16 protein-coding genes are annotated in these 18,567 nt (G+C 56.7%); 7 read left to right on the plus strand and 9 right to left on the minus strand.

The features are described 5' to 3' along the window. Window positions 1–43: 43 nt before the first annotated feature. Together QP904_RS00890 and aspS are read right to left on the minus strand one after the other, a co-directional pair. Entirely contained in the window at window positions 44–1,258 is a 1,215-nt protein-coding gene (locus tag QP904_RS00890; RefSeq protein WP_284835370.1) for a phosphotransferase, read from the minus strand. 124 nt (window positions 1,259–1,382) lie between these two features. Beyond that, the gene (gene aspS, locus QP904_RS00895) at window positions 1,383–3,215 is read right to left on the minus strand and encodes an aspartate--tRNA ligase (RefSeq protein WP_284835371.1); all 1,833 of its coding nucleotides are present in this window, start codon (window positions 3,213–3,215) and stop codon (window positions 1,383–1,385) included. A 248-nt stretch (window positions 3,216–3,463) separates the two neighbouring features. On the opposite strand from aspS, the gene ypfJ reads away from it, so the two are divergent. Next, window positions 3,464–4,342, plus strand: a complete 879-nt coding sequence (ypfJ, locus tag QP904_RS00900) for a KPN_02809 family neutral zinc metallopeptidase (RefSeq protein ID WP_284835372.1) — start codon at window positions 3,464–3,466, stop codon at window positions 4,340–4,342. 280 nt (window positions 4,343–4,622) lie between these two features. On the opposite strand, the gene QP904_RS00905 is transcribed toward ypfJ, so the two are convergent. Then, window positions 4,623–4,868: a hypothetical protein gene (locus tag QP904_RS00905; protein WP_284835373.1), complete on the minus strand. Its 246-nt coding sequence runs from the start codon at window positions 4,866–4,868 to the stop codon at window positions 4,623–4,625. A 191-nt stretch (window positions 4,869–5,059) separates the two neighbouring features. On the opposite strand from QP904_RS00905, the gene QP904_RS00910 reads away from it, so the two are divergent. The 4 genes from QP904_RS00910 to QP904_RS00925 all read left to right on the plus strand — a co-directional run bounded on the left by QP904_RS00910 (window position 5,060) and on the right by QP904_RS00925 (window position 9,008). Next, the gene (locus tag QP904_RS00910) at window positions 5,060–6,172 is read left to right on the plus strand and encodes an LLM class flavin-dependent oxidoreductase (protein ID WP_284835374.1); all 1,113 of its coding nucleotides are present in this window, start codon (window positions 5,060–5,062) and stop codon (window positions 6,170–6,172) included. Window positions 6,173–6,174: 2 nt separating this feature from the next. Next, window positions 6,175–6,834, plus strand: coding sequence for an FMN reductase (locus QP904_RS00915; RefSeq protein WP_284835375.1), 660 nt, complete (start codon window positions 6,175–6,177; stop codon window positions 6,832–6,834). A 177-nt stretch (window positions 6,835–7,011) separates the two neighbouring features. Continuing rightward, the gene (locus tag QP904_RS00920; RefSeq protein ID WP_023027859.1) at window positions 7,012–8,421 is read left to right on the plus strand and encodes an L-serine ammonia-lyase; all 1,410 of its coding nucleotides are present in this window, start codon (window positions 7,012–7,014) and stop codon (window positions 8,419–8,421) included. A gap of 11 nt (window positions 8,422–8,432) precedes the next feature. Next, the gene (locus QP904_RS00925; RefSeq protein ID WP_023021447.1) at window positions 8,433–9,008 is read left to right on the plus strand and encodes a TetR/AcrR family transcriptional regulator; all 576 of its coding nucleotides are present in this window, start codon (window positions 8,433–8,435) and stop codon (window positions 9,006–9,008) included. A gap of 26 nt (window positions 9,009–9,034) precedes the next feature. Here the strand turns inward: QP904_RS00925 and hisS are convergent, their stop codons facing one another. From hisS to tpx, 3 genes are all read right to left on the minus strand, one after another. Then, window positions 9,035–10,324 carry a histidine--tRNA ligase gene (gene hisS, locus QP904_RS00930; protein WP_049360699.1) on the minus strand — a complete coding sequence of 430 codons (1,290 nt, stop codon included), beginning with the start codon at window positions 10,322–10,324 and terminating at the stop codon, window positions 9,035–9,037. 5 nt (window positions 10,325–10,329) lie between these two features. Continuing rightward, window positions 10,330–10,965 carry an MBL fold metallo-hydrolase gene (locus QP904_RS00935; protein WP_284835376.1) on the minus strand — a complete coding sequence of 212 codons (636 nt, stop codon included), beginning with the start codon at window positions 10,963–10,965 and terminating at the stop codon, window positions 10,330–10,332. A gap of 84 nt (window positions 10,966–11,049) precedes the next feature. After that, a complete protein-coding gene (tpx, locus tag QP904_RS00940) occupies window positions 11,050–11,547 on the minus strand; it encodes a thiol peroxidase (protein WP_200287423.1) in 498 nt (165 codons plus the stop codon). 142 nt (window positions 11,548–11,689) lie between these two features. Between tpx and QP904_RS00945 the strand changes: the two genes are divergently transcribed. Then, entirely contained in the window at window positions 11,690–12,550 is an 861-nt protein-coding gene (locus tag QP904_RS00945; protein WP_023021443.1) for a peptidylprolyl isomerase, read from the plus strand. Between the two features lie 352 nt (window positions 12,551–12,902). After that, the gene (locus QP904_RS00950; RefSeq protein ID WP_200287419.1) at window positions 12,903–13,205 is read left to right on the plus strand and encodes a hypothetical protein; all 303 of its coding nucleotides are present in this window, start codon (window positions 12,903–12,905) and stop codon (window positions 13,203–13,205) included. A gap of 126 nt (window positions 13,206–13,331) precedes the next feature. Here the strand turns inward: QP904_RS00950 and QP904_RS00955 are convergent, their stop codons facing one another. From QP904_RS00955 to QP904_RS00965, 3 genes are all read right to left on the minus strand, one after another. Next, on the minus strand, window positions 13,332–13,904 hold the full coding sequence (locus QP904_RS00955; RefSeq protein WP_284835377.1) for a DUF421 domain-containing protein: 573 nt from the start codon (window positions 13,902–13,904) through the stop codon (window positions 13,332–13,334). A 97-nt stretch (window positions 13,905–14,001) separates the two neighbouring features. Further along, entirely contained in the window at window positions 14,002–16,074 is a 2,073-nt protein-coding gene (locus QP904_RS00960) for a bifunctional metallophosphatase/5'-nucleotidase (RefSeq protein WP_284835378.1), read from the minus strand. A 188-nt stretch (window positions 16,075–16,262) separates the two neighbouring features. Further along, window positions 16,263–18,551, minus strand: coding sequence for a RelA/SpoT family protein (locus QP904_RS00965; protein ID WP_284835379.1), 2,289 nt, complete (start codon window positions 18,549–18,551; stop codon window positions 16,263–16,265). Between the last annotated feature and the right edge of the window lie 16 nt (window positions 18,552–18,567).

The raw sequence follows: 18,567 nt of genomic DNA on the forward strand, positions 1-18,567 counted from the left end.
TAAAAACCTACCTCCTAGCAGTGTGCGGGCACATCAAAGTTATCTATTCATCATCCAAGCGGCGCGCAATTGCGCTGCCAAACTCTGCGATGGGTGCGCAGGCGGGGCTTTCGCAGCGCGCGGCATAGCGCGACAGCGCCTCAAAGGTTTCGTACAGATCGCGGCGTACCAGCAATTCATCTTCCGTAAACGGCCCGTGATCGGCCGGGCGCAAGATCGAATGCTGCGGATCGTGGAAGACCTCGGCTTCTCCCCTGACCAAGGCCACCAGCCCTTCAATGCCGCCTGCTTGCATGGTGGTCACGCTCGACAGCGCCCAGCCGATTAGTGAAGCCACGATGAGTCCATGGATCTCTTCCGGATCAGAAAACAGCGGCCACACGTCTGCTACCGCACGAGACCAGGCGGAGATAAAAATATCTGCCTCCTCGTCCGTAATCGGCTTAGAAAACAGGAACTGTGGGAAACCGCCAATAACGCAGGCTACATCGAAGCCCACATTGCGGAATCCCGCCCATTCATAATCCAGGAAGTGCAGGTGCTGCGAGACGATAATATTATCTGGAGAAAGGTCAAAGGGGGTAAAGGCCCGGTCTTTTCCGGAGGCCAAAGACCTGGCTGCTTGACTTGCTAGCTCACGGAAGCTTTCGGGGGCTTCGAGCCCCGCCGTATCCAGCAAATCGAGGCCGATTCCGATGGAGCCTTCCAATGCCTCATCACGCACGGATTGGTGCGGAGCCAATTCCGGGTTCTTGCGCAACATGCGGCTAAGCAAGGTTTCATAATCCTGCTCATGGCCGGCGGTCCCCGCATGCATGTGGCCCAGTGCGCTGCCCAGCGAGCGCAGCACTCGGACGCGGTCGGCATCGGTGGATTGAACCAGGACATCGGCAAGCGTTTCGCCCTCACCCAAGTCCGTCAAAACGATAATGCGCTTATCTAAATCATGAGCGAGGAGCACCGGGCCGGGGCGCACATCTTCAGATAACGCGGTAGTAAATTGATAAGCCACAACCTCACGCAGCATTGCGGCATCATCAACGCCATAGCCTGTAACCGGGTTGTATTTAATGACTACCGAGCGGTGAGGCAGGAAGGCGCCGGGGGCAATCCTTGCGCGCAAGACCATTGCATTGCCGGAGCCATCCAAGCGCTCTACGCTCGACATCTCCGGGGTGCCACCAAAACGGCGCGACAACATCTCCGAGGCGGCCTTGATGACGTCCTCGGGCGATAGCACAGTATCGTTTTCATCCATAGTTCTATCCAGTATGCCCCCTCACACCAAAGCGGGGCCACAAGTTCGCCCGCAGCGAAAATGGCCACGGCCTACGATGTGCCCCGCACGGTGTGCCTCAGCGGCTGAGGTTCAAGCTATCTGCTTATTTCTCCTCAGCAGTCTCTCCCGCAGTGGAACCGGCCTTGTCCTGTTCCTTCTTCTTTTCCGGCTTGTAGTCTACGCCGGTTTCCTTGCGCTGTGCGGCAGGGATTGGCGCAGGGGCGTCGGTAAGCGGGTCTACGCCGCCGCCGGACTTCGGGAACGCAATGACGTCGCGGATGGAGTCGAAGCCGCCCAGCAGGGAGACAATGCGGTCCCAGCCAAAGGCGATGCCGCCGTGCGGTGGGGCGCCATAAGAGAAGGCATCGAGCAGGAAGCCAAACTTCTCCTGAGCTTCCTCGTCCCCAATTCCCATGACATCAAAGACGCGCTTTTGCACGTCTTCCTGGTGGATACGGATGGAACCGCCGCCAATCTCATTGCCGTTGCAGACAATGTCGTAAGCGTAAGCGGTAGCCTCGCCCGGGTTCTGGTCAAAGGAATCAATCCACTCCGGCTTCGGGGAGGTGAAGGCGTGGTGGACCGCGGTCCACTTGGAGTGACCCAAAGCGACGTCGCCGGAAGCGGTTGCATCGGCAGAAGGCTCGAAGAGCGGGGCATCAACAACCCACGTAAAGGCCCAGTCGCCTTCCTTGATAAGGTCCAGCTTCTTTGCAATCTCGCCGCGCGCAGCACCCAGCAGGGCACGTGAAGACTTGGTGTCGCCAGCGGCAAAGAAAATGGCATCGCCTGGCTTAGCGTCAACGTGCTCTGCGATGCCCTCGCGCTCGGCGTCGGTAATGTTCTTAGCTACCGGGCCACCCAATGTGCCGTCCTCACCCACGGTGATATAAGCCAAGCCCTTCGCACCGCGCTGCTTAGCCCAGTCCTGCCAAGCATCAAACTGACGGCGTGGCTGGGAGGCGCCGCCCTCCATAACCACAGCGCCCACGTATTCATTCTGGAAGACGCGGAAGGTGGTGTCCTTAAAGAACTCGGTGCACTCTACAATCTTGATGTCGAAGCGCAGGTCTGGCTTATCAGAGCCGTAGTACTTCATCGCATCAGCGTAGGTCATGCGCGGGATAGGAGTCTTAATCTCGTAGCCAATGAGCTTCCACAGCTCGGTAACGATCTCTTCTGCCAAGGCGATGACATCGTCCTGGTCTACAAAGGACATCTCCACGTCCAGCTGCGTAAACTCCGGCTGGCGGTCGGCGCGGAAATCCTCATCGCGGTAGCAACGAGCAATCTGGTAGTAGCGCTCCATGCCAGCGACCATGAGCAGCTGCTTGAACAGCTGCGGGGACTGTGGCAGTGCGTACCACGTGCCTGGCTTCAAGCGCGCCGGCACCAGGAAGTCACGCGCACCCTCCGGGGTGGAACGAGTCAAGGTTGGAGTCTCAATTTCTGCAAAGTCATGAGAATCCAGCACCTTGCGGGCTGCACGGTTAGCGGCAGAACGCAGGCGCAGGGCCTTCGCCTGGCGCTCACGGCGCAGGTCCAAGTAGCGGTACTTCAAGCGAGTCTCCTCGCCTACCTCACCCGAGGTCGAAGGATCATCAACCTGGAACGGCAGCGCTGCGGATTTATTGAGCACCTCAAGATCCGCGACATTGACCTCAATCTCGCCGGACGGCAGGTTGGGGTTCTCAGAGCCTTCCGGGCGGGGCTCTACGGTACCGGTAACCTTCACGCAGTATTCGGAGCGCAGGTCGTGGGCGCGTTCTGCCACGTCAGATTCACGGAAGACAACCTGGGCGATGCCAGAGCGATCGCGCAGGTCAATGAATATCACACCACCGTGATCGCGGCGGCGGGAAACCCAACCGGTTAGGGTGACGGTCTCTCCTGCGAGTTCTTTGCGGAGCTCACCAGCTAAGTGGGTACGCAGCACTGTTGTTCAATCCCTTCTGAAAATTGTGTCACTTGCGGGTCCCGCCACGCGTAAACAGCGCGCGCCAAACCAAGCACAAGACTAGGAACGTGCACAATCCTACATCCCTACCGGTACATGCAGCGTAGTAAGGTAGACGCAGCGACGCCCCGGAGGCCTACAAGGCGCGACACTCCCCCTGTTTCCTTGCCCCCTTGTGCACCCATCTTCATCCTGTGTTTTAAGGGGCCATGTGGCACCATTTAGACATGACTTTTAGATCTGGTGCCGATTTCGGCGGCAAGGAAGCTCGTTCCGGTGGCGGCGGCGGTGGCATCGCCATCGGCGGTGGCGTCGGCTCGATTGTTTTGGTTGGCCTTTTCCTCCTACTTGGCGGTAACCCCTCAGACTTGGGCGCGATTTTAGGCAATGAACAGTCTCAGTCCGATGGCGCCGCGCAGGGCGATAGCCCAGAATGCAAAACTGCAGAAGATGGCAATACCAAAGATGAATGCCTGGTAGAGTTCACCGGCCGCAGCGTGGACAACGTTTGGTCCAAGGTGCTGCCAGAACAGGCAAATATCCAATACACCGAACCGGAGCGCGTGGTCTTCCACGGCGGCGTTAATACCGGATGCGGCGCGGCATCCTCTTCTACCGGCCCCTTCTATTGCCCACGCGATGAGTCCGCCTACTTCGATACCGAGTTCTTTGATTCCCTGCGCAATTTCGGCGCGGAAAATGCCCCTTTGGCCCGCATGTACATCGTGGCCCACGAGTTTGGCCACCACATTCAAAACCTGGAGGGCACCCTCGGTTTGTCGGACTATAACAACCCTGGTGCCGATTCCAACGCCGTAAAGATCGAGCTGCAGGCTGACTGCTACGCCGGGCTGTGGGCCTCCTACGCCGACAAGGGTGACAACCCCTTGCTAGAGCCCATTACCAAAGAACAGGTCTCAGAAGCTGTCGCCGCTGCCCAGGCGGTGGGCGATGACAATATTCAACGCCGTTCCGGCGGCCAGGTCCAGCCTGACTCCTGGACCCATGGCTCGTCTGAACAACGCGAGAAGGCATTCCTCGCTGGCTATAACTCCGGCAAGATGTCCCAGTGCGACACCTTGGGGCGCGGCGCTTACCGCGGCTAAAACTACTTTTGGCCGCCGCCTATCCTCTAAGAGCCTAGACGGACTCGCCACCTCCGCTAGCCATACCGACTGTGCCGGGGCTAGCGGATTTTCTTATCCCTATCCCAGGGCGCTGCAAGCACTCCGCGCTTGGCGACGCCCTCCCTTTCCACCCTTCTCCACACTGGCACCTATCACCAAGCACCGAGCGAGTGCATTCTTGGCCGCTTTCATGACCTTAAGAACACCTGCGCTCCATTGTGAACGCAAAGAACTCCTTTCCCACGCCCGCTATTACAAATCAGAGCTCATCGCTCAGCCGCACGCAGCAGTGGTACAGCAGATTTCCACCCTCCGGGACATAGTGGTGTCCCCTCCCGAGACCCTTCGCGTCTTGCAGCCGCATCGATGGGTCGCCGCGGATTTCTGCGATAAGCACAAACTCGATGCCGCCGACAGTGCGGATAGAGCGAAGTATCAAGAGCCCAGCGATCGCGCCATCTTTCTGGCCCGCACGGTAAGCGTGCAGGAACCGATGGATGCCCATCAGAAACCGATAGCCTGGGGCACCGCCCGTGCGCAGCCGTCATCACAGAACACGTCAAAGTAAATGAGACTCCGCTGTGGTTGGTTGCACCGGCGGACCTACCGGTACTAATGGATGCCCTAGAATGGGAATGATTCGCCAGCCGTTCACACTGCGTCTTTTACCCCTGGGCACCGCAGAGAAAGGTAACCATGCAATTCGGCATCTTCAGTATCGGGGATTTAACCACTGACCCCAACTCAGGAAAAACTCCCTCTGAGGCCGAGCGCATCCGCAACTTAACGGAGATTGCACTCAAGGCCGAGGAGGTAGGCCTTGATGTCTTTGCCACCGGCGAGCACCACAACCCGCCCTTCGTGCCGTCCTCACCTACCACGCACTTGGCCTATATCGCCGCGCAGACTAAGCGCTTGCAACTCTCGACTGCAACGACTCTTATTACTACAAATGACCCGGTCAAGATCGCAGAGGACTATGCCTTCCTGCAGCACCTTGCACAAGGACGAGTAGACCTCATGCTGGGCCGCGGAAATACGGGCCCAGTCTATCCGTGGTTTGGCAAGGATATCCAGCAAGGCATTCCCTTGGCTATTGAAAATTATCACCTGCTGCGCAGGCTCTGGCGCGAGCCAGTTGTTAATTGGCGAGGAAAGTTCCGCACAGGCTTGGAAGGGTTTACCGCGACCCCTGCGCCGCTGGATGGAATTCCACCCTTTGTCTGGCACGGCTCAATTCGTTCGCCGCAAATTGCCGAGCAAGCTGCTTATTACGGCGATGGTTTCTTCCATAACAATATCTTTTGGAATAAGGAACACACTGCTCAGATGGTAGATCTCTACCGCCGTCGTTTTGCAAGCTACGGCCACGGCCAAGCGGCCCAAGCGATTGTAGGCCTTGGTGGCCAGGTCCTTATCGGCGATACCGAGCAAGAGGCTAAAGATTTCTTCCGCCCCTACTTCGACAATGCCCCGGTCTATGGACACGGCCCCAGCCTCGAAGAATTCACGGCCCAGACCCCATTGACCGTTGGCACCGTGGAGCAAGTAATTGAAAAGACCCTCAGTTTTGCTGACTGGGCCGGGGACTACCAGCGTCAGCTTTTCCTCATCGATCATGCCGGGCTACCGCAAGAAGTAGTCCTCGAGCAGATAGAAATCCTTGGCACCCAAGTAGTCCCCGAGCTGCGACGACGCTTTGAACAACGCCGTCCCAGCCACGTTCCTTCTAACCCACCGACGCACGCTAGCTTGCTCGCTGAGCCCAATTCTTCTCACCTGCAGGTCAGCCCTGGAAAGGAACACTAGTTATGCGCTCCCTACTCGTTATTTCAGCTGGCTTATCGCAACCGTCTTCCTCTCGCCGGCTGGCAGACATGCTTGCAGAGGCTACCCGCGCCAAAATCTCCGCGCGCGGTGAAGGGACCCAGATCGACGTCATTGAGATTCGCGATCTGGCTTTCGAACTAGCTACTGCCATGACAGATCGGACTGCGTCGACGCCGGAGTTGGCCCGGGCCCAGGAGTGCATTGCTCAGGCCGATGGGCTTATTGCCGTCACCCCTGTATTTCAGGGAAGCTACTCAGGCCTCTTCAAGATGTTCTTTGATACCTTGAAGCCCCATGCACTAGACGATCTTCCCACCATTATCGCAGCTACAGCTGGTTCTTCGCGCCACTCCCTAATTTTGGATTACGCACTTCGCCCACTGTTTAATCAACTCCACGCAAATATCGTGCCAACGGGAGTTTTTCAGGCTGCGGAAGACTTGGGCACTCCAGAAGGAGAACGCATTGTCACCCGCATTGAGCGCTCTGCTATTCAGCTAGCTGACCAAATGGTTGCCCCCAGGGACAGGGTGTCTGGAATCGCTGGCGAGCTGGAGGGGTTGGGTGGCCGTTCTACTGTGCGGCTAGCCAAGGAGAACTTCATCCCCTTGGCAAAGCTCCTGAATGGATACGGCGACTAGGCCACAGGCCGCGGTCTGTACTTCGCATAGGCGGCGATTGATAGAAGGTGTGACTTTCGCTACGCTGGGCACAGAAAATTTGCCTCTCCCCTCGCTTCCGGCTTTGCCCCTTGATACGAGAAAAGCCCCTAGGAGCCAAACACATATCCACCCAGAAAGGTTCGGCACAGCTTAACTATGACAATTAGCGTCACGGACATCTTCTCCATCGGCATCGGCCCGTCCTCTTCGCACACCGTTGGGCCTATGCGCGCGGCTAAGCAATTCCTCGATTCCCTCGAGAAGCACCCGGCGAAGGTGTATACCGAGTTGCGTGGTTCTCTTTCCGCCACTGGCCGCGGGCATGCCTCTGACCGCGCGGTCATCCTCGGTCTCGCTGGCTGGGATCCACTGAGCGTGCCTATCGACGCCGAGCCGCACGCAGGTGGATTTATCCCCAGTGAAGGATCCATTTCTGGCCCCCGCGGCACGGTGGACTATGAGATCGTCTTTGATAACGAGCCACTTCCTCAACACCCCAATGGCATGATTTTTAGTGCTTGGGACGAAAGTGGCAACCTCATCGCAGAAAAAGAAGAGTACTTTTCTGTCGGCGGCGGCTTTATTCTCTCTCGCTCCGAGCTTGATGCAGAAGTCGCCGAAAGCAATGAGGTGCCCGCTGGCGTAGCCGCAGCGCAGGTTGATGACACCGTTCCTTATCATTTCACCACGGGCGAAGAATTGCTCAATCTGTGCGAGGCTCATGACAAGGCAATCTGGGAGATTGTGCTAGCCAACGAAGAAGCCTTGCACCGTGACGAGGGCGGCGCCGAATTCGTTTTGCGGCACCTTGATCTGGTCTGGGACATCATGCGGGAGTGTGTGACCGAAGGTATTTCCACCAAGGGCCTACTACCGGGAGGGTTGCGCGTGCCGCGTCGCGCCCCAAAGATGTACGCCCAGTTGCTGGAAAATCAGGATGACACCAGCTGCGGTTTCTCCGCCATGGAGTGGGTTAACCTCTATGCCCTCGCAGTCAATGAGCAAAACGCGGCCGGTGGCCGCGTCATTACCGCACCTACCAATGGTGCGTGCGGCATCATTCCAGCGGTACTGCATTATGCGCGCGATTTCCGCGCAGACTTCACCCGTTCTACCGCCCGGCGCTACCTATTGACTGCCGGTGCTATCGGCATGATCATCAAGGAAAATGCGTCCATCTCGGGAGCTGAGGTGGGCTGCCAAGGCGAGGTAGGTTCCGCCTCCGCTATGGCCGCTGCGGGCATGGCAGAGCTGCTCGGCGCTACTCCGGCGCAGGTAGAAAACGCCGCGGAGATCGCTTTGGAGCATAACTTGGGCCTGACCTGCGACCCAGTTGGCGGATTGGTGCAGATTCCGTGCATCGAACGCAATGCCATCGGTGCGGTTAAATCCATCAATGCCGCACGCATGGCCAAGATGGGCGAAGGCACTCATCATGTGACCTTGGATAATGCAGTGCAAACTATGGCAGAAACCGGCCGCGATATGCTCTCCAAATACAAGGAAACCTCCCTGGGCGGATTGGCTAAGACCATGGGCTTTAGTGTGTCCCAGGTGGAGTGCTAAAAACAGACTCCATGCGCGCAGATGCCCTTCACCGCCGCACAGCTATTATTGCCGCGGCGTGTCAGTTATTCCGATCCCACGGCGATAATGTCGCTTTGGATAAGGTAGCCGCACAGGCCGGGGTGAGTGTAGCCACCGTCTATCGCAACTTCCCTAACCGCGCGAGCCTTATCCGCGCTTGCGCAGAATATATGGGCGATGCCTTTGCGAGGTTCCAACAGCGTCTCATCGCTGACTTTGAGGATCCTAAGCATTCCGGCAATGATTATGTCCGCGCCTATGCCACCCATATCCTTACCATGGAGCTTAATACCCTTATCCCTGCCTTCATCCCTCAGGATTTGGATTCTCTGAGCCCCGAGCTAACCGCTCAGCGTGATCTCTTGGAGAGCAATGGGCGCAGGTTTATTGAGCTTGGGCAACAGCACGGCGAGATCGGACCCGGAGTCACCCACCTCGAATTCATTGTGGGACTCCTGAGTCTGGCGCGGCCCCGCGAGGTCGATGTTGAGGCCTACCAACCCGACCTGCAAGAAAAGATTATTGATCTTTACCTGGCGGGCATTAAAAGAGGGCACCGCGCCTAAGCGCGATGCCCACCAGCTACAGAAACTTAAGCCTCGCCGTGCATTTCGCGTGTAAGGACGGAAACTAGGTCAGAGACATTGACGTCGTGCTGCTCGTGTGCGGCTAGGTCCTTTAGCGCAACGGTGCCGTTTTCTAGCTCCTGCTCGCCCAGTACCAGAGCGAAGCGCGCACCTGCGCGGTCCGCACCCTTCATCGCGCCCTTGAGGCCACGGTCTCCAAAAGACATATCCGCGGAAATGCCGGCCTTGCGGAGATCATTGATAAGAGTGGTCATGGTGCGCTTTGCGGAGGCACCCAGCGCCACGCCAAAGACGTCCACGCGAGAATCTACGCCTTCTAGGGTGATGCCCTCGGCTTCAAGAGCCAGCAGGGCGCGGTCGACGCCCAAGCCATAGCCGATGCCGGATAGGTCTTGGCCTCCTAGCTGGGCCATCAGGCCGTCGTAGCGTCCACCGCCACCGATACCTGACTGCGCACCAAGGCCGTCGTGGACGAACTCGAAGCAAGTCTTAGTGTAGTAATCCAGTCCGCGCACCATGCGCGGATTAATCTCATAAGCTACGCCCATATCATCCAACATGCCGGTAACGGTCTCGAAATGCTCGCGGCATTCCGCATTAAGGTGGTCGAGCATCAAGGGGGCATCGACAAGCTGCTCTTGGACCTCCGGACGCTTATCATCCAGCACACGCAGAGGATTGATCTCAGCACGGTGGCGGGTCTCTTCATCCAAATCGAGCTTAAAGAGGAACTCCTGCAGCTTCTCCCGGTAAGCCGGGCGGCAATTGCGATCGCCTAAACTGGTGAGCTCGAGGCGGAAGCCGCTAAGCCCCAGCGCGCGGAAGGAACGGTCTGCCAAAGCAATGACCTCGGCGTCTAGCGCGGGATCGTCGACACCAATTGCCTCCACGCCCACCTGCTGGAGCTGGCGGTAGCGGCCGGCTTGCGGGCGTTCGTAGCGGAAGAACGGACCAAAATAGTTAAGCTTCACGGGCAGTTGGCCACGGTCCAAGTTGTGCTCGATGACAGAACGCATCACGCCGGCGGTACCCTCTGGGCGCAAAGTAACGGAGCGGTCACCGCGATCGGCGAAGGTGTACATCTCTTTAGATACCACGTCGGTGGACTCGCCTACGCCACGAGCAAAGAGTGCGGTGTCTTCAAAAATGGGCAGCTCAATGTGCTGGAAGCCGGAGAGATGTGCCTGCTCCACCATGGTCTGGCGCACCTTATAGAATGCGGCCGACTGCGGTGGGAAATAATCTGGGACACCTTTAGGAGCGGACAGGGCCTGAAACTGCTTTTTATTACTCACGGGTATTACAGTACCTCCCTCAATGTAGCGAAGAAGGGATTGGTCGCCCTCTCCTTACGCATGGTGGTGGTGGGACCATGGCCGGGCAAAATGTCGAGGTTATCCGCCAAACTCCACACTGGGCCCGCGAGGGACTTCTGCATGGCTTTAGGATCCGAGTGAGGCAGGTCGGTGCGCCCAATGGCACCGGCAAAAAGCACATCACCGGTTAAGGCAAAGTCCTCAGCAATGATCATGGTGCATCCCGGAGAATGCCCGGGTGCGTGCTTCAAGCTGAAGGTGTGACCGAGGAGTTCTAGGGTTCCTCCGTCTTGTAGCTCGCGGACGTCGTTGATGGGGGTCATATGGGCGGCGTCGAAAAGCTCCTGCGCCTGGGGCGAAACACCTTCGCCGCTGGCGAGCATAAACTTATCAGCGGGGTGGATATAAACAGGGATATCGAGCTTTTCTGCAAGGGATCCGGCGTCGCGGGTGTGGTCAATGTGGCCGTGGGTAAGCACGATAGCCACATAGTCCAAGTCATGCTCTAGGACTTTTTCCATCGCATCCATGCCGGGATCGACGATAAAGGCGCGACGGCCCTCCGCAATCACATAGGTATTGGTCTGAAAGGGACCGGCAGTAAAACCGAAGATTTCCATACCCACCACCCTAGCTGCCCAGAGAATAAAGAGCCGCCCGGCCCCGCCTTCGTAGATGAACCTCGACCAGCAACGCCGTGAGGCCTAGCTCAAAACATCCCACACCTTCTCGTAGTCAAGCTGGGTGACAACACCTGGAACCATTTGTGTGTGCATCACCCGGTGATTTTCATCGGCCACGACCACGGAGCGGGCAAGGAGGCCTTCCAATACGGAATCGCGTACGGTCACGCCGAACTTCTCTCCAAAATCCGATCGAAATGCGGAGGCGGCGATGACATCAGCAATGCCTTCCGCAGCGCAAAAACGCTTGAGGGTAAAAGGCAAGTCACGAGAAACGCAAAGAAGCTTAGTGTTATCTAACTGCGCAACCTGCTCATGGAAACGGCGCAGTTGCTCCTGGCAGGAAGGGGTTTCGATAGAGGGAAAGATGGAGATAATAAGGCGCGTGCCCGCGAAAGTCTCATTGTTAATCTGACTCAGGTCCGTACCGATGAGTTCGAATTCGGGCAGCGGGTCTCCCACTGCGGGAAGTTCACCAACGGTGGGTGTTGGCGGGTCGATAAAATCTGGTTCAACCATAGAAACCAGAGTACTTATGACTTGGCTCAATAGCCATTGACTAGCCCGATTTACGTGCCCACGCTTTCTTCGAAGTATGGAACCGCTAAACTCGGTCAGGTTGAATCATGCCACCGAAAATCGCTAGAAAGGTTGACTCCCGGTGCCAAATAATAAAAAGCGCGGCGAAGAGGCGCTGAGCAAGCTCGAGCGCGAGCTAAAATCCCGCGAACGCAAGCAAAAGACACGCCCGCTGGGCGTTGTCTTCGCGTCCCTCGTAGTAATCCTCGCCTTGGTAGGCGGTATTTACTACTTGTCGACCCGCGAAGGCGACGATGAGAAGGTCCAGGCTGAGGAGTCCTCCGCAGCTGAGACCTCGCAGCAAACCCCACAGGCACAGCCCATTGCAGATAAGCGTGCAAAGGCTCTGCCGGATACCGTGACCTGTAAGTACGAGGACACCGGTCAAGATTCCAATGGTGCGACTAAGCCGAATGGAAAGGATATTTCCACCAAGGGCACCGTTACCGTTTCCTTTGAGACTTCTCAGGGCACCATTGAGATGGAGATGGATCGTGCCAAGGCGCCGTGTGCCACCAACGCTATTTCTGAGTTGGCAAAGTCTGGCTACTACGACAACACCGTTTGCCACCGTATGACCTCGGGTGGTCTCAACGTCTTGCAGTGTGGCGATCCGACCGGTTCCGGTTCCGGCGGCCCTGGCTTCAGCTTCGCTGATGAGTACCCCACCGACGAGGTGGATGAGAAGGATGCCCAGAACCCCGTTATCTACCCGCGCGGCTCCGTCGCCATGGCAAATAGCGGTCCAGACACCAATGGTTCTCAGTTCTTCCTCAACTATGACGATTCTGAGTTGACCCCGAACTACACCTACTTCGCCACCATTACCGATGAAGGTATGAAGACGATGGACAAGATTGCCAAGAACGGTGTCGAAGGCGGCCAGCCAGACGGCAAGCCAGCAAAGGAAGTCAAGATCAAGAAGGCAACCGTCAAGGCCTAGGCGCTTTAAAAGCCCTGCTTGGCGACGCCTCCCCCTGCCACCACCGCACACCCCCTAACGGGGGCAAGGGTTAAGCCCCGCGCATTCGTCACTTTCACAACGTACGGACGCGCCGGGGCTTTTACTTTCCTTAATTTAACCTGAGCCTGAATATGAGCCCTTAGCTGCAGAAACACTAACCTTCTAAAATTCCCCTAGTTCACACTAGCCACAAGAGTAAACTTGCAGCACACAGCAGACTTTCAGATATTTCAGCGAGTAAACAAAACCTGCCAATACTGTTGCGGAAGCCTGTCAGCCTGTCTAGTATTTGAAACGTCTTTGAACGCACCAAGCTTGTTAGGAATCAAAAATGAAGCTTTTCTCCCGCAAGGCACTCGTTGCCGGCGCAACCGCTCTGTCCATGACCTTCGCTGGCACCACCGTTGCTACCGCTGCCGAGACCACTCCAGCGTCCTCCACCGAGAACAAGGAGTCCGCCGCTGCGACCACCACCAATGGCGCTGAGCCGACCGAGGAGGGTTCCTCCATCAAGGATATGGATCCTAAGGAAATCAAGGCTTGGATCGGCGTTGTTACCTCCGTCATCGGCGCTCTGGGCACCCTGTTCGCCTTCGCAAACAAGTACCTCGACCTGCCTTTCGGCAACAAGTAAGGTCACCGCTTCATAGCGATTCTTAAGCCGCTGCATTCCAAAAGGGAATGCAGCGGCTTTTTCATAGGCTTTTGAGCAATCGGAAGAACTGACCGACGCTTGAGCTTTCCAGGCTTAGGGATGCATCTAGGACTCTTTGGCGTCTTCAATGTACTCGGACCCTACGAGGTCTTTGAAAAGCTCTGGATCGATCGTTTGACCGACCCTGATGACAGAGATATGACCCGTGGGCTCCAGGATCATAATCTGTACGTCCTGCATGCGGCTAATGCCTGCCTTGCGGGCAGCAGAATAGATATCTGACTTAGTAATATGCGCCAGGGTCAAGTTATCCTCAACCATTTTCCCGCGAAATACTAGGAGAACTGGGCGCCGGTCAAGAAAGCGAGTCCACTTCACCACTTTGCGGATAGTACCGAACGCGGCCTCTAGAGCCATCAGAGTAGTCAAGCCGATTACGCCGGCGGCCAGGGTCGGTGGATTACCCACAATGACACGGCCTGCAACCGCGCCGAACATAATGATGATGATGGCATCTGAGGCCGTCATGGAAGTAAGGACCCGGGAGCCAAATATCTTCACTAGGATCATGAAGGATAGATAAATACCCAAAGTGGCCAATACGACAACGGGGATACGGTGCCATTCAATGCCTAGTTGATAGGTAATTTCGCGCAGGAAGAGGTCTAGAGTATCCACGGTTGATTAGGTTACCTGGCTGCTGCACGGCATACAGAAAAGGCGGAGCGATACTCCCCCGTTCAGGAAGAACCGCTCCACCTAGCGCCGTGATGGCTTAGAGGTGGAATTGCTTGCGCAGGTCCTCAATCATCTTGCGCGCTGGGGCAGGAAGAATCTGCGGGTTCATACCCACAACCGCAACACCAGCTACCAGCGCCGCAACAATGGCAAATACTGCGCTGCCCATGGAAGAACCGTTAGAGGACAAGGAGGAACCCTTCGGCTCGGGCTTAGCACCCGGCTCCTGGGAGCCCTCGCCGCTTACCTCGATAGGCAGAGTTGCCTTTGTGCCGGCGTCAGTGGTGATTTCGAGGTTTTGCTTGCCGCTGAGGTTTTCTGGAACGGTGAGCTTTACCGTTGCACGTCCGCGCTCGCCAAATTGCGCATCGCCTTCCTGGGCAGCGTTGTCGATGTCGACGGTCTGCTCAGCGTCACCCAACTTCACGGTTGCCTTCTTGGCCATCGGCTCACCCTCGGTGGAGTAATTAAGGCTAGACAGATTGACGGTAATTTCCTTACCCGGCTTCACCTCACCTTCAACGTGGGCACCGATTTGACCTTGTCCGGTGCGGACCTCAGATTCACCCGACTTGATGTAGTCAATCATGGCCTGAGTGTCCATGTAGCCCACATCGTTTTTGTCCTTGATGGAACCAGCGTTGAAATAGCCATCGCCGCCGGCTTCTTCGTCACTAGAAGCAAGGAAGGACGACAGCGCGATGGAATAATCCTTCTTCGGGTCAATCTGTTCGCCGTTGATGGTCACGGACTTTACCCGCTCACCCTTGTTGGCCTTCTGGTCGTAGACCACCTGCACATTATTGGAAAGCCCCATGGCCAAGCGCGGACGGCTGCCTTCCTGCCACTGGTTTTCCAAAGCATTGATGAACTCCTCGCCGGAAATCTTTGCGGTAATCACGGAGTTGCCAAACGGCTGCACCTCAAAGATGTCCTTGTAGGTAACGTCGCCACCCTTCAGGTCAGCACGCACACCACCGGCGTTCATGACACCGATCTCGATATCCTTGCCTACCTGCTTGCTCATGGCATAGCGTTGGCCATCTGCGATGAAGTTATTGAGGGTGGATTCTACGCCACGGTTGGAGCCTGCCTCTGCGCCTTCGTCAGAGCCGCGGAACAGGTCCTGCTTGACAGTTCCTGCAGTCTTGGAGCCTTCTACCTCGGCTTCCTTTTGTGCCTTTTCCACCACGGCTGCAATGCCAGCGTCCGGCTCGACAGCGGCAGCGTCGGTAGCATCGTACTGGCTGAGTTTGATGTCGGTTACCTTCTTGGCGGACTTGTCAAAGGTAATGTCGACGTCGTTAAGCAACTTGCCATACTCATGCCCCTGCGCCCATTGCAACGGGAGTGCACCATCGCGCGGGACTTCGCCCTTGGTGCGCTGGTGAGTATCGCCGCCGAAAAGCACGTCTACGTCTTTGTTGAAGCCCTCGGCATATTCTTGGGCATCCTCGTGGAAAAGGGCGACAACAACGTCCGCTTCGCCGGACTCCTTTAGCCGGGCGGCCTCTTCATTGGTTGCCTTTACCGGGTCCGTGAAGGTAACGCCCGGGATCTTGGCCGCAGATACCTTGTACTTGGTATTTTCCGTCACGGTTCCGACATAGCCCACCTTGACGCCGTCTACGTCTTCAACGTGAGAAGGCTTAAGCAAGGGCTTGCCGTCTTTCAGCACGTTGGCACCCAAGATGGGATACGTGGAATTCGGCTGAATGCGCTCGGTTAGATCCTCGGTGCCCTTATCAAACTCGTGGTTGCCCACTGCGGATACCTTCATGCCCATCTGATTGAGAGCCTCAAGGGTGTACTTGTCATCAGAAATTGCAGATACAAAGGCAGAGCCGCCTACGTTATCGCCCGAAGAAGTCAGGTTGAATTCCTGACCTTCATTGACCTGCTTGATTAGGGACTGCAAACGAGCCACGCCAATTTCATCGCCGGCCTTTGCTGGGTCGCCGATCTTGTCCTCCAAGTGACCGTGAATATCGGTGATATTGGTGACAGAGATGGTGGTCTTGTTTTCTTGTGCGACCGCCTGCACGCCGGAGAGAGCTACAGCGGATATGGTAGTGGTGGCCACAAGTTGGCCGATGCGGCGAAACTGCATGGAAATACTCCTAGATTGTAGAAAGCAACAGGATAATTTATATCGCTTTACTAACAACTTGGCAGGAGAAACTAAGCTCGTTTGCTGGGGATTTACCTGGCAGAAGCCGAAAATTCATAGACTGGTAACCCGCCCGAAGCCTTCGCGTTGCTTGCCCCGCCCCTCCTTGAGGGTAAGGAGAAAGCGCGCTAAGCAGTTACTCGGTAGACGTCGAAGACGCCTTCCGTATTGCGCAAGGTCGTCATCAACGTGCCCAGCTGCTTGGTGTCTGACACCGAGAACGTAAACCTAACCGTCGCAATGTGGTCATCACCCCGGTTGGAGTTCATAGTCAAAACGTTGATGTTCTCATCACTCATAACGCGGGTGAGCTCTGAAAGAAGGCCTTGCCTGTCTAGGGCTTCCAATTGCAGCGTCGCAGAGAAAGCACCGGTAGCGGAGGTCCCAGAAGCCCAGGCCACCTCTAGCATGCGCTCGGGTTCTGCTTTGAGCTTTTCCGCGTTGGTGCAGTCGGCTCGGTGCACTGATACTCCGCCGCCGCGGGTTACGAAACCAAAGATGGTATCGCCTGGTACAGGCTGGCAGCATTTGGCGAGCTTGGCCATTACATCAGGGCTGCCCTCCACCAAGATGCCGGTGCCCGATGCGGAGTCCTCGATGTGCTGGGCACGGGAATTTTCAATCTCAGACAGCGGCGTGCGCGAGGCCAAAGTGTCAATTGCATCGTCCTGGTCCCCAAACATGGCAACCAATTGATTGGCAACATGTTGCGCAGATACTTGGCCCGCGCCGATGGCGGTATACAGCGAATCGACATCAGCGTGGTGCAGCTGCTCCGCCACCTGCTTCATGGATCTGGCGGTAAACAGGCGGTGCATCGGCAGGCCGCCTCGCTGGACCTCAGTGGCTAGGGCATCTCGCCCAGCCTCCAAATGTTCTTCGCGGCGCTCTTTGGCAAACCACTGCCGTACCTTAGTCTTAGCGCGTGCAGATACCAGAAAGTCCTGCCAATCACGGGACGGGCCTGCGTTAGGGTCTTTAGAAGTAAAGATCTCAACCTTGTCACCGGATTTTAGCTTCGATTCCAGTGCTACCAGCTTGCCATTGACCTTGGCACCGATACACCTATGCCCCACTTCGGTATGTACTGCATAGGCAAAGTCCACCGGAGTAGAACCTGCTGGCAGATTTACTACGTCACCCTTAGGGGTAAAGGCAAAGATTTGCTTAGCGGTAAGGTCATAGCGCAGGGAATCTAGGAACTCATTAGGGTCAGCTGCTTCCTTCTGCCAGTCCAGAAGTTGGCGCATCCACGCCATCTGGTCCACTTCTTCTTGGTGGCCCGAGTTCTTGCCCTTGGTTTCCTTGTAACGCCAGTGAGCGGCCACGCCAAATTCGGCGTTGTAGTGCATCTCGTGGGTGCGTACCTGGACCTCCAGCGTGGCACCACCATCGCCTAGCACTGTGGTGTGCAGCGATTGATAGACACCAAATCGCGGCGAAGAAATATAGTCCTTAAAGCGCCCGGGCAGAGCTTGGTAGATCGAGTGAACCACGCCAATTGCGGCATAACAGCTATTGACATCCTCTACTAGGATGCGGATACCCACTAGGTCAAAAATCTCTGCAAAGTCGCGGCCACGTACGATCATCTTTTGGTAGATGGACCAGTAGTGCTTTGGCCGGCCCATAACCTCAGCTTCAATGCCGTTTTCCTTCAATGCCGCACTAACTTGGCTAATGATCTCTTTGAGCGCGCGGTCACGCGAGGGGGCGCGGTCTGCCACCATGCGCACAATCTCGTCGTACTTTTTGGGGTACAGGATGGCAAAGGATAGGTCCTCCAGCTCCCACTTCACACTGGCCATGCCTAAGCGGTGAGCTAATGGAGCGATAACCTCGAGGGTTTGGCGCGCCTTTTTGGCCTGCTTTTCGGGCGGGAGGAACCGCATCGTACGCATATTGTGCAGGCGGTCGCTTACCTTAATGACCAAGACGCGCGGGTCAGTGGCCATGGCTACGATCATCTTGCGGATGGTTTCCGCCTCCGCGGCCGAGCCCAGCGCCACCTTATCCAACTTCGTCACACCGTCAACCAGCCGGGCCACCTCGGGGCCGAAATCCCTGGTGAGGTCGTCTAAGGAGTAGTCCGTATCCTCCACCGTATCGTGCAAGAGCGCTGCCACGATGGTGGTGGTGTCCATACCAATTTCCGCAGCGATCGTAGCAACGGCAAGTGGGTGGGTGATATAAGGTTCTCCAGATTTGCGGAAAACCCCTTCATGCAGACGCTCGGCGGTGTTATAAGCACGATTGAGCAGGTCTGAGTCGGCCTTAGGGTGAAACTTGCGGTGGATGGACATCAGCGGGTCCAGCACCGGATTCACCCTGACTCGGCCGCCTGTGAGCGAACGGGCAAGGCGAGCCGACATGCTACGCATACCGCCGCCGGTCTGGCGCTTTACGGGTTTATCCATGGCCATTTCTACCGCC

The sequence above is a fragment of the Corynebacterium nasorum genome, assembly GCF_030229765.1.
Lineage (GTDB): Bacteria > Actinomycetota > Actinomycetes > Mycobacteriales > Mycobacteriaceae > Corynebacterium > Corynebacterium kefirresidentii.